Here is a 12,558-nt window from a genome sequence, read left to right on the forward strand (position 1 = left end):
ATGACTGATTTTAATTTTTTTAAGGCGGATAGAGTTTACAACGAATTATTTTATCAATTTCCAAAAGTCTTTATTGTTTCTGACGAATACAAAAAAATGAAAGATTCAACCAAGATTGCCTATATGCTTTTAAAAGCAAGATTAGAGATCGCAATCAGTAAAAGGCAAATCGATGAAGAAGGCAATGTTTATTTCACTTATACGACAAATGAATTATGCAACGTATTAAACTGCCAAAAACAAAAAGCGATAGCAATCAAAAAAGAGTTGGAATCCTTTGGTTTATTATTACAAAAGCAGATGGGATTTAACAAACAGTTAGGGAAAAATAATCCTAATAGACTGTATCTAGCAGAATTAAAAGTCTCAGAAAATGATATCTACTTACTCGAAAAATTTGATAGAGAAAATAGGGAAAACGTTGATAAATCAGAGGGTATGAAAATCATACCCTCCCCCGACGAAAAATCATACGCTGAATCCCTTGGAGCTCAAGAGGGTATGAAAATCATACCGTGCCAAAACGTTGATAAATCAGAGGGTATGAAAATCATACCAGAACTTAATAATAATATATTAGACACTAATAGACACAATATAGACACTGAAAAAGACCGCCTACAAGATCAATTGTTGTTAGACAATTTTGAGACAATCATGAAAAACGACAGTATTGCTACGTTTGTCCCTGAACGAGTATTAAATTTGATAAAAACATTTTCTTCAAGTTACAGTGAAGCTCAAAAAACCGTCCAGACTATTCATAATGCAAAGAAAAAAGCCGAAATAGAAAGTGGTATTTCGATAGTTTTTGAAGAACTCGATAGTTATTATGTCAATGCAGAACAAGAATTATACACGACACTGTTAAAAGCCTATCAAAAATTAAAAACTGAAAAAGTCGAAAATATCCAGAACCTGATTTTTGTCTATGTAAAAAATTGGTTTATCGAAAAACCAATAGCTGCTAAAGTATCAAGTGAAAAACGTTTGAATTCTGAAAGCTCCCAAAACACTATTACAAAAGACTGGTTAGAGTGAAACTTTACTGATAAAGTGATTGTTGCTTCATGGAGTATCATTAAAATTAAAAAATTTTTATTATTCTAATTATATTACGAATATTACAAAGTAATAGCTATTTTAATAGAATTTATAAGTTAAAATATTATGATAAAAATCACAAACGTAGCTTTTTACGTCATAAGTGTTAAAAGTAATAATTAATTTCAAATATAAAAAAGGGAACGGATGTTTGCATACTCCTTTTTTTGAGTTATAATAATACGCGAAGAGAGGTAATTTCATTTTTTAAACAAGCTAAAAACCTTGATATTATTTCTTTTCAGGCAATACGAATATTATTCGCTTACATTTTTTTGTATAAATTTAGTTGTTTTAAATTTAATTGTCTGCTATGCTTGTGATGAATTGATTTTCGTTCTGCACTTTTGGACGATAAATTTGGACAATTGAAAATACAAAAAAAAGAAAGGCGGTATGAACTCGGAAGGCTGGTAACCTTCGTCAGCGTTCATACACGGCATTAAGCTGAACCCTTAATGCGTTAACCTTTCAGTGTTACGGTATTACCCGCAACGGATTTAGTATAACAGATATTCAAAAGTGATACCACTTTTTTTGGCTGTGTTAAGGTTAAAAATACGTGATATTACGATGAATCTATGCCTAAGCATAATGTTATAAAAATGTCCGTGTGGCTCTTTGCCGTATGACGAACGCTGAAATTAGAGGGAACGCATGTTTGGATGCGTTCCCTCTTTTTTGTTTGTCATGAACGAAAATCAATTCTCTATTTTTGAAAAATAACAAGAAAAACTTGTTAAAAATATTTAAAGAAATTGGGTGGTTTATTTTATGTCATATACAGGAATTTTGAGTCTCAAAGATATTTGTCATTACGGTAAACGGTGTACCGCTACAGAGAAAATCACGAAGAAACTATCAACTGGCCAAAGTAAAACCGTTGTGCAGTGTAAGAAATATATAATCCAGAAAGACAAAGTCTCAGAGGAAATGATTTATTACATTGGGAAACAAAAGCAAATAATTTTAAAAGATCCTATCCCCTTAAAAGAGCTATATCCAACAATCAAACATGTTTATGACCAAAACGGTGTACTGATTGGTCGAAGAAAAAATGGAGTCTTGCGTTGTACCGCAAAAGGGATGGGGCGTTTGATCAGCTGAATTGATCATTCTCATAACTTGTATTTTATCGTTTTTCGCTTGCTTGAAAATATTGTCGAGACTTCTAAAGGAACTTAGAGTCACTAGAAAAATAAGGAGTAGACTTGATCTATCAACAATTCCCTTCGGGGAGTGACGGGGTAGGTTTTAACGATTGGTAACGTAAAAAATTGGTCAATCGAGTAAATGCGCTTGTTTGGATAGTGGTGAAATGAATTTGTGTAAATAATATGCGCAGAGTAAACAAGAGGGAATTTAGAAGTTAGACAAGTTAGAATAGCGTCTAGATTAATCATGAGCAGCTACTAAGGGATCTAGACTTTGACGCAAACTCATGGAATAAGGAGTAGGTCTTCTCGTAATGGGGAGGACGCACAAGAAATTGTGTCGTGTGCTGCAGTACATGTAGATACTTGCGAGGACGTTGATTATTGGATCAATCGAGCATTTACCGCTGTCTACTAGGGTTTCTCGTTTCGGACGCCATAAACGAGTCGAAATTTTTTATGTATTTTTAAGTAAACGAAAAACGATAAAATATGAACAAGTCCTGAATAAAGTGAAAAAATTGATATAAAACATAGAGAAAATGAAATTTACGTAATGGAGGAATGACAAATGAAAAATTATGATCCGAATATACGATTGGGCACACATACTATTAAGGTTTCTTTCCAACGTTGGGATTACAAAGGATTTGTGACGTTTAGAAGGGGCGGAAATTGTAAAGGATTAGATGTTTTAGCATTAGACGAGGATGATTTATACGATCAAACATTGACTGATAATCCAATTGGATTCGGCTTGCTACCTGAAGATGATGAAGGCGATGAGTGGTTTAAAATGACGCTTACGAACGACAAAGGAGACGAATTGTCTGTAGAAGATACCTGGTCATATTTGAGTGATTATATTGTCAGTGTTGAAATCATTGACTTTGTAGCGGATAAAGAAGAATAAAAATTGGAGGAATAGATCATGAAATTTTTCGAAGTAAAATCACCATGCTATTATGCGTTAATCGCAGAAAATAATGAAGAAGAATGTGCAGAAATTACGACGAATAATAAAAAGCTAGTATTATCATTAGACATCGAGTAAAGAATTTATTTAGGAGGCAAATTAGATGACGCGACCAGTTTTAGATGCGATGGATATGGATACTTTGACAAAAGGAAGGTATGTACAGCTGTTAGCTCGTGGTTATTCACCTAAAGATGTATTTAAAGCCTTATCCAAAGGAACAGATATGGAAAAAGAAAGATTACGAAAAGAGTTTGATTATTGGAGAACCTATAATGGAATCAAGGATTTGAAACCAGCAAGGCCAGTAGTTAAAAGAAAGAAAAAGATAACCCAAGAGTGAAGTGTAGAGCGTATGTGATCATAGGCTTTTTTATTTTTATCAAAACAAGGAAGGTAGGAAAACTCATGAATTGTAAAGAAATCGAAAATAGAAAAAAAGTGTCGAAAGAAATGGAAGAAAAGTTACTAAAAACGATGAAACAAAAACACCTTAAAAGGTTATCTGTCATGCAATATATCAATGATATGCAAATAACAGGGAAGGAGAAAGCCTGTCTATTGGGATCAATGAAAAATTTTGAACAGTTGAGACGAACTTATGTGAAAACAAGTTCTAATTGCCAACTATTATTAGAAGTTTCTTGACGATTATGATATGAAAATGATCAATTATGATGTGGCACTGTTATTGAATAAAAAGAATAGTAAAATTTAACGTGGTTTATCTTGGTTAGATGTAGGTAAATTAATTCAAATATAGAAGGTAGATAGATGAATAAAAACAATAAAACTTTATTTAATCCTTACGTAGGCGTAATCATTGTTTTTCTCCTTTTTAGTTATTTTGCTTATCAAGGTTATCAAAAGGACAAAATCGCTGAAAAAGTAGATGGTGTAACAAAAACAATCCATATTCAGGAACAGGCTAAAACCTATCAAGATAATTTAACCAGTTTAACGGATATTTCTAAGAGACAACTGATTACTAATCAAAAACAGGCATTAGAAAAGGATCTCAAAGGTGAAATTGCTGGAAAACTTGTTTTTTCTTCTACAGGATTTATTCTCCCTGTTTTTCAAGGAGCGAATAGCGACACGCTCAGTTTAGGAGTAGCTTCTACTTATTATCCAGATGCTGAAATGGGAAATGGAAATTATATTCTTGCTGGTTATAACGTAGATACACCAAGCGTTTTATTATCCGATATGATTGATTTATCTGAAGGAGAAGAAATTGATCTAATCGATGCTCATTACAAGTATCAGTATGAAGTCTCCAAAAGAGGAAAAATTTCTGATTACAGCCAGGTAGTTCAATCTAAGGAAAACAATTCCTTTTTATCCTTGCCAAAAGCAGGTAAAAAACCACTACTCACACTGTTAGACTTTGAATCAAATAATATGAAAAAGTGCGATGTGATCCAGTGCGAATTAGTCAATGTAGAAAAAATCAATAAATAAGGGAAGTGAGTCAAATTCAAGAACTTGTAGAAAAATTGATCAATAAAATGAGTGCCATTTTTCTGTTACTGTTGGTATCCATTCTATATTTAATATGGACTGTGGGGTTAAATCCTCCTACTGTATTATTTATTTATGATAATGCTGCACAGTTAGTGACGTTTTTCGTAGGCTGTTTGTTTCTTTTGAATCTGTACAAGGTAAAGAGAAACGATCTATTCTTCATTGCAGCAGGTATTCTTTTTTACCTTTTCTTTTCTTTTTTTAGAAGCTACCGAGGAGATACTTTCTATGGTGATCTGATCGTTCCGACAATTATTGCTATTATTTTGATTGTAAAATGGACGGAATTTACTGTAATTGATCGTAGCTTGTATCTTGCAGTATTCTATGTCTTTTTACTCGTAACGGTTTATCGAGTATTTACTGAGATACCAGTACCAGAAGGACAAAGTATTTGGAATCCATCGAACAAATTATCAGATATTTGGATCAATACAAATACGATAGGTAGTTCTTTAATGACATTAGCCCTTCTTATCACAGGATTTGCTAGTTCATTTGGAAAATGGTACATGCGATTGCTATCATTACCAGCGTTGATTCTTGCTGGGGCAACGATTTGGGTTTGCCAATCGAAAGCAGCATTATACGCGCTGGTTATCTTCATTATCTTAGAAATTTTACCTAAGAAGATTTTTCGAAACACACACTTGTCCTTTTGGATGTATGCAGCAGTTTCGGTTCTAGCTTTACCGATTTCTTATTTTGCTGCAATGTCAGACAAAGTTCATCTATTTACAGGACGAGAAGAAATTTGGCGCAAATTCTATGAAACATTAGGCGAAAAAACAGGACAAATATTTGTAGGGATGAAACCTTTCTTTTTCCATAGAGGAAATCAGTTTCTAGGTAACCATAATACGTATCACGCACTCGTCAATCACTATGGATTGATTGGTTTTGCTCTATCGATTATTCTTTTGCTTAGTTTCTTATGGTTGCTCGTAAGAAAATGTGAGCTGACAAACGGACAACTAACATTCTTGTGGGCTTTTTTAGCAATCATGTGTCAATCATTCATGGAAGAAACATTAACTACAATCAGTTGGGTGCCAATTGTATTCTTAATGTTAGCAATGGCTATACACCAATATAAAACCACCAGATAAATGAAATAGAATAGTAATAAGAGAAAACACTTTTTCGTTGTGAAAAAGTGTTTTTTGTTTTGTCTGAAAGGAGGCAGATGGATGAAAAAATGGTTATTTGGTTTTTTAGGAGTCGCTTTAATCGTCTTTTGCAGTGTGTTTGGCTATGTTAGCTACCAAAAACATGAAGGAGAGGTGTTTAAGCAAAATATAGAAAAAAAGATGCCCGTAGATCAAATCAATGCACACGCAAAGAGTTATAAGGAGGATGCAACGAACGTCAATAATGATATGTCTTTGGGGCAAATGTTGTCCATACAAAAAGAAGCAATCGAAATGGGCGTCAATAAACAAGTATTTGCACAAATTCAGATTCCTGCACTTGGTTTAGCATTGCCAATTTTTAAAGGGGCAAATCAATACACTTTGAGTCTTGGAGCGGCTACTTATTTTTATGAAGATGCCGAAATGGGCAAAGGAAACTATGTCCTAGCAGGTCATAACATGGAAATGCCAGGTGTTTTATTTTCTGATATTCAAAAGTTGTCATTAGGGGAGGTGATGGACTTAGTTAGTGACGATGGCGTCTATCGTTACAAGGTAACGCGTAAATTTATCGTACCTGAGTACTTTAAATTAATCGATGGCGTTCCTGAAGAGAACTCTTTCTTGTCTTTGCCAAAGAAAGGAGAGAAACCCTTATTAACGTTGTTTACTTGTGTTTATACGTCACAAGGAAAAGAAAGATACGTGGTACAGGGAGAGCTACAATAACAAGGTTTTAATCAACGCGAGTCGTTGAAATATGAAATGAGGAGATAAAAAAATGGCAATAAATCGGTATGTAAAAAAAGCTGGAATGCTTGTTGGAATGTTAGGAATCATTGCAAGCTGCTTTCAGGGGTATCAAGCACATGCAGAAGATGTCACGCAAAAAACGCCACCAGAGAAGGTCAATATCACGGTTCATAAATTAATGTACGATCAAGGAACGCAATTGAATGTTGATATTGACGGGATCAAAAACGATGGTTATACGCACGATCAATATCCTACAGGTGTAACGAAATACAACAAGGCAGATTATGGTGATGTTGAGTTTACGTTAGGAAATATTACGGATCAAGTATTACCGACTGAAGATTCTGATCTAACCAACGCGAAAGTGGACGAAATCGTTAAAGATGTAGAAGACAAGGGATCTAAAAGTGAATACGTCAAGAATGCAACCAACAAAATTACTTCAGCTGTAGATGAAAATGGTGAGATCACTTTTGCTGATCAACCAGCCTATGTCAATTCCAAAGGGAATGTATATGTGGTTTATGAAAGTAAATCCGCTGCTGGATTAGTCACACAAAAAGCAAAACCAATGGTTGTGATTGCGCCAATGACTGATAATACAGGTTCAGGTTTTTTAAAAGACATTCACTTATATCCTAAAAATATTGTTTCTAAGTTGAGTTTTGAATTAACGAAATTTGGTGACGATGGCACAGCTCAAAGCAAACAAACACCTTTAAAAGGGGCAAAATTTGAGTTATACAAGGGCGAACCTGGAAAAGGAACAAAATTAGGAGATCTTGTATCGGATGATCAAGGAAAGCTGACTGCTACTGATTTGACGTTAGGAAAATACTATTTTGTGGAAGTTCCTTCAGAAGTTGTAGTGGGATCAGATAAAGAACCAACAGCAGATCAATATTTATTAGGCGCAGACGCTCGCAACGATGCGCACAATAAATTAACCTTTGAAATTACGAATGATGGCGTGACAAGTGACTTAAAAGCTTCATACGTAAACTATAAAGCACCAGTGATCGATAAAACAGTAACAAATGGAACTGGACAAGAACATTCTTTCCAAATTGGTGACGCAGTAAATTATCAAGGAACGATTCATATCCCAACAGACATTGCAGGCGGAGCAGACGGTATCACAGTAAACGGAGTGAAAAGCGAAACTTCTCCTTACAGTGTATTTAAATGGGGGGATACAGCAGGACAAGGACTTTCTTATGTCGCTGCTAAAGCAAATATCAAAGTAACAAATAAAGATGGAGCTGTGGTATTAAAAGAAAATACAGATTATAAAATCCAAAATTCAGAAAATGGCTTTGTGATCGATTTTATCGTGAATAATGGCCAAGTAAGTGATACTGTAGCAAGTTTACACGGACAAGATCTTCAAATGACTTATAACATGTATGTAAATGACAGCGCAGCTGTTGCCAATCCATTAACAAATAGCGTGGATTTCGTTTATAACAACAATCCATTTAATCAGGAAGAACACCACGAAAAAACGAAAGCTGACGTTGTGACTTATGGCGCAAAATTCTTAAAAGTCGATAGCGGACTATTTGGAACAGGAATCAAAGCAACACCGCTTGAAGGCGCAGAATTTGCTGCTAAAAACGCAGAAGGAAAATATTATGGTGGATTAGTTGATACGGATAAAGACGGTGTCAAAGAAGCAGTATGGGTAGATGATGTAGCAAATGCAGCGATCCTAAAATCAGATAAAGAAGGTCACTTTGAAATCACTGGTTTAACTGAAGGTGAATATTCATTGGAAGAAACAAAAGCTCCTGAAAACTATCAAAAATTAACGAAAGAGATCTCTTTCAAAGTAGGCAAAGATTCATACAAAGAAGAAAACCGAATCACGATCAAAAACAATCAAAAAGCTTCCGTACCAATGACTGGTAGCAACGGTTTTCAAACGTATGTATTAATCTCTTGCTTGTTGCTAGGAGCAGGGGCACTTTCTGCAGTTGTTTACTTTAAGAAGAAAGCCTAGAAGGATCAAAACCAATGATTATCAGGAAGCCTAAGAAAAAGCGAATCATGGGTAAATGGATCATTGCTTTCTGGTTACTTTCAGCTGCAGGTGTCTTACTTTTGATGCCTGCTGAAGCGAGCGTGGCAAAATACCAACAAAATCAGCAGATTGCCGCAATCGATCGAACAGGAACGGCAGCAGAAACGGATTCTTCTTTGGATGTTGCTAAGATTGAGTTAGGCGATCCCGTTGGTATTCTTACAATTCCAAGTATTTCTTTAAAACTACCAATTTATGACGGAACGTCCGACAAAATTTTAGAAAATGGTGTAGGTATTACGGAAGGAACTGGTGACATTACAGGAGGAAACGGTAAAAATCCTTTAATCGCAGGTCATAGTGGACTTTATAAAGATAATCTTTTTGATGATTTACCTTCAGTAAAAAAAGGAGAAAAGTTTTATATCAAAGTTGATGGTGAGCAGCACGCTTATCAAATCGATCGGATTGAGGAAGTGCAAAAAGATGAACTACAAAGAAACTTTGTCACTTACTTAGAACCAAATCCCAATGAAGATCGAGTAACGCTAATGACATGTACGCCTAAGGGAATCAACACACACCGTTTCCTAGTGTATGGGAAACGAGTATCCTTTACAAAATCAGAATTAAAAGATGAAGAAAATAAAAAACAAAAATTATCTTGGAAATGGCTTTTAGGAAGTACTGTTTTTCTTTCAGTCATGATTATTGGTTCGCTATTTGTTTATAAAAAGAAAAAATAAAGGAGGGTAACCAACATGAGAAATAGAAAATGGCTATTTGTTTGTGCAGCCGCTCTTTTTTCTTTCACTGCCTACACACAATTGACGGTTGCAGACAGTCAAGAAAGCACGGATAGCACAGAACAAACAATCCAAACGTCAGATAGCAGCACGATTCAAAGCAGCGATGAAACCGTCGATTCGTCAACAGTTGATTCTTCAGAAGAACCTAAAATTGCTGAAGACGATCAAATAGTCAAACAGACCATTCACGTTCAAAAGATTATTTCTTCAGAACAATTAGACAACCAGGGGCAAAAGCTTGAAAAACAAGAAGGAGTAAATGGCGCGAAGTTTTCTGTTTATGATGTATCGGACATTTTACAAAAGATGGATGTTAAGGATCTCTCAACTGATCAAATTGAATCCCAATTAAAAAATCGAGTGAAAAAACTATCCAGTGATCAATTGAAGCTAGTTTCTAATGGAGAAACAAAGACAATTGATCAACAAACAGGTGTCTTTGAATTCTCGGTAGAAGTACAGGCAAATCAGAAACAAGCTTATTATATTGTCAATGAATCAAGTCCTGAAAACATTTCTAATAGCGAGGATATTTTGCTATTAACACCTGTTTCTGATAAAAACGGTGAATTCTTAAAGGATGTGTGGATTTATCCTAAATCAGAAGCTTCGCAACCTAAAGAAGAAGTAAAAAAAATCGTTTCTACTGGCGTAAAGAAAAACTTCTTTGAGAATTGTTGGGATTTTGTTACTCACTTGTTTTCTAGAGATTAAGGAAGAAATAAGATGAAACTGATCAAATTATTATTATTCAATCTTTCTTGTTTAACCGCAGTCTTTTTGTACTGCGGTTTATTATTTTCTCAACTATCTATTTTGCCAAGCTACCAACTATACCTAATGAGGATTTTAAACATACCAGCTGCTTCCATGCCGCTAGATATTATGGAAAAGCTCATTAGGAATCCATTATTTACTACGATCAATTTGATCGTTATTGTCGGAATTTCACTAGTCATTTATAAAAAAGAGGGGATGAAGGGATGAATTTTAAACACTCGTGGACAAGACGGTTAAAATATGTTTTTCCCATAATGATGATGTTAGGTACATTGTTTGGGTTAAAAACAGCCAATGTCTTTGCTGAAAAAGTTATTGTCGATCCGTCAAATCCAATCCAGAACGTAAAGAATAATTTTATTATTCCAAAAGATGTTCCTAATGCAAAAACGAATATTACTGTAAACGGAGCGTCCAAAGTTTACAAATATCATGTTGATGCCAACAAAGGTGGTTTTACAGACGACTACGTAGGATTAGTGGAGGGAAACAAAAATATACGCTATCCTTCTTTCCAAAAAGAATACGGTGAAACAAACCTTGTGTTAGAAGGCGTAACAACCAACACCAAAGTCAATATTGACTATGGAAAAATCGGTACGTATAACGGGAAAAAAGTCAATATCAAGCTAGTTTTATCTAATATTCACTTATACTCGGATACGTTGCCGTGGAATCTACTAGATAATAACTATACAAAAACTCATTTTCGAGACGATGGCTATAAAAATACGAATGGTGCAATGAGTAAATCTAAAAAAAGAACAGTACTTTGGATCTCAGACAATCTTTTCTCAGGAATTGTTTACCATTCAACACAAATGAATGTGCAGCTAGTAGCCACATATGAGGACGGTAGCCCCGTTCAATTTTCAGGAGACACGTTTATCAGTTTTAACTCTTTGAACCCTGCAGGAGGAAAAAGCACGGATCTTAAAGGAGAATATGCCCACTATGACAAAATGAATACGACAGATTGGTATGTCAGAAAAGATACGGTTCTTTCAGAATTTAAATCTTTCTACAACAATCTGAACGTGGTAGGTGGCCACCCAGGAGGAAGCTCTAAGCTGACACAAGCGGATAATGATTTCAATAATTTGCATGATAAATTAGGAGATCCGAAGTTTGGTCAAGGTACTGTGTCCTTTAAAATATCTGAAGCAAATCCGACGTTTGTGATTGGTTCTTCTAATGTTCAAACTTGGTTTACTTTATCTTCTGCGACAATCTTTAGTGTTGTTCCTGATCAACCTGAAAAAACAGGGGTTGATAAAAATGGAAATAACGTGAACGATAAAATGTTGCAAGTAGGAGACACGATTCAATATCGAATCAAACAGAAGGTGAATCGATTAGGAGTGGATTTACTAGCGGTTTACGATCGATTTGAGTTAATCGATAATTTACCAAAAGAAGTAGATTACGTCGATGCACACGTTGAAAGTGGTACAAATAAAAAATTCGATGTATCTGGTGAAGTGACCTATGACAAAACAAAACACCAGGTAAAATATGCAGCGAAAGCTGATACATTAAAAAATCGAATGAAGTATAACGGCGAAACTTACGAATTAGTGATCAATGTAAAAGTCAATGAATTGTCAAATCAAAATAGTGTAGCCAAAAATCAAGGAACGTCGATCATTAATAAAGTAGAAAAGGATACAAATATCATTACCGTTTATTTCCCTAAAATTCCAGTGAAAGAAGTACAACAAAATGGAAAAGATGTAAACGGACGAAATGACGGTAAGAAGGGTACGCCGACAGCTCCTTTAAACGCAGGATCTGAGGTACAATATCTAGTCACACAAAAATGGCACACAAAAGGTGTAGACGCTGCGTCAGATCACTACAAACAATTTAGTATTCAAGATCCAATTGAAGCTCGTTTGACATACAAAGAAGGTTCTGCGCAAGTAATCGATAAGAGTACAGGAAAAGATATTACTTCTGAAGGCACACTAACCTATGATAGCAATTCAAGAACGCTGAAGTGGGAAGCTTCCGCTAACTTCTTAAGTAACAATCTTTTAGATGGACGAGAAATTCAGCTGATATTTACAGCTAAAACCCCACTACAATCAGAAAAAAATATTGATAATCAAGCTGTAGCAGCAGTAGATAATGTTTCAAATAAAACGAATGTAGTGACAATTGGTGTTGATCCTAACTTGCCACAAGTTATTGTTCCTAAAACAGGTTCTACACATTTAGTAACGATTTTAGCGGTCAGCTTACTATTACTTGTGTTAGCAACTTTTAGCTACGCAGTTCTGAAGTTCAATTAAAC

General features: G+C 34.9%; 14 protein-coding genes. All 14 read left to right on the forward strand.

What is annotated here, in order from left to right:
• Positions 1 to 1,041: a replication initiator protein A gene (locus IGJ53_RS14195; protein WP_201064723.1), complete on the forward strand. Its 1,041-nt coding sequence runs from the start codon at positions 1 to 3 to the stop codon at positions 1,039 to 1,041.
• A gap of 837 nt (positions 1,042 to 1,878) precedes the next feature.
• Positions 1,879 to 2,211 (forward strand): type IV conjugative transfer system protein TraE, encoded by a 333-nt coding sequence (gene traE, locus IGJ53_RS14200; RefSeq protein ID WP_002322486.1) that lies wholly within the window; start codon positions 1,879 to 1,881, stop codon positions 2,209 to 2,211.
• 618 nt (positions 2,212 to 2,829) lie between these two features.
• Entirely contained in the window at positions 2,830 to 3,171 is a 342-nt protein-coding gene (locus IGJ53_RS14205; protein ID WP_002293476.1) for a DUF5406 family protein, read from the forward strand.
• Positions 3,172 to 3,189: 18 nt separating this feature from the next.
• Positions 3,190 to 3,312 (forward strand): hypothetical protein, encoded by a 123-nt coding sequence (locus IGJ53_RS14210; protein ID WP_002293478.1) that lies wholly within the window; start codon positions 3,190 to 3,192, stop codon positions 3,310 to 3,312.
• Between the two features lie 25 nt (positions 3,313 to 3,337).
• A complete protein-coding gene (locus IGJ53_RS14215; protein WP_201064719.1) occupies positions 3,338 to 3,577 on the forward strand; it encodes a hypothetical protein in 240 nt (79 codons plus the stop codon).
• 65 nt (positions 3,578 to 3,642) lie between these two features.
• Positions 3,643 to 3,882: a hypothetical protein gene (locus tag IGJ53_RS14220; protein ID WP_086311635.1), complete on the forward strand. Its 240-nt coding sequence runs from the start codon at positions 3,643 to 3,645 to the stop codon at positions 3,880 to 3,882.
• A 126-nt stretch (positions 3,883 to 4,008) separates the two neighbouring features.
• The gene (locus IGJ53_RS14225) at positions 4,009 to 4,698 is read left to right on the forward strand and encodes a sortase domain-containing protein (protein ID WP_438750558.1); all 690 of its coding nucleotides are present in this window, start codon (positions 4,009 to 4,011) and stop codon (positions 4,696 to 4,698) included.
• 5 nt (positions 4,699 to 4,703) lie between these two features.
• The gene (locus tag IGJ53_RS14230) at positions 4,704 to 5,870 is read left to right on the forward strand and encodes an EpaQ family protein (RefSeq protein ID WP_201064713.1); all 1,167 of its coding nucleotides are present in this window, start codon (positions 4,704 to 4,706) and stop codon (positions 5,868 to 5,870) included.
• 81 nt (positions 5,871 to 5,951) lie between these two features.
• Positions 5,952 to 6,623: a class A sortase gene (locus tag IGJ53_RS14235; RefSeq protein ID WP_201064710.1), complete on the forward strand. Its 672-nt coding sequence runs from the start codon at positions 5,952 to 5,954 to the stop codon at positions 6,621 to 6,623.
• A gap of 52 nt (positions 6,624 to 6,675) precedes the next feature.
• Positions 6,676 to 8,652 carry a pilin N-terminal domain-containing protein gene (locus IGJ53_RS14240; RefSeq protein ID WP_438750561.1) on the forward strand — a complete coding sequence of 659 codons (1,977 nt, stop codon included), beginning with the start codon at positions 6,676 to 6,678 and terminating at the stop codon, positions 8,650 to 8,652.
• Positions 8,653 to 8,666: 14 nt separating this feature from the next.
• A complete protein-coding gene (locus tag IGJ53_RS14245; protein WP_201064706.1) occupies positions 8,667 to 9,419 on the forward strand; it encodes a class C sortase in 753 nt (250 codons plus the stop codon).
• Between the two features lie 15 nt (positions 9,420 to 9,434).
• Complete coding sequence (locus tag IGJ53_RS14250; RefSeq protein WP_201064704.1) at positions 9,435 to 10,196, forward strand: pilin N-terminal domain-containing protein; 762 nt, start codon at positions 9,435 to 9,437, stop codon at positions 10,194 to 10,196.
• Positions 10,197 to 10,208: 12 nt separating this feature from the next.
• Positions 10,209 to 10,469, forward strand: a complete 261-nt coding sequence (locus IGJ53_RS14255) for a hypothetical protein (RefSeq protein ID WP_002293489.1) — start codon at positions 10,209 to 10,211, stop codon at positions 10,467 to 10,469.
• Positions 10,466 to 12,556 carry an isopeptide-forming domain-containing fimbrial protein gene (locus IGJ53_RS14260; RefSeq protein WP_201064702.1) on the forward strand — a complete coding sequence of 697 codons (2,091 nt, stop codon included), beginning with the start codon at positions 10,466 to 10,468 and terminating at the stop codon, positions 12,554 to 12,556. The genes IGJ53_RS14255 and IGJ53_RS14260 overlap by 4 nt, the downstream gene beginning before the upstream one ends.
• Positions 12,557 to 12,558 lie beyond the last annotated feature (2 nt).

Origin of the sequence: Enterococcus sp. DIV1283b (assembly GCF_051710965.1) — a bacterium.
Classification (GTDB): Bacteria; Bacillota; Bacilli; order Lactobacillales; family Enterococcaceae; genus Enterococcus_B; species Enterococcus_B lactis.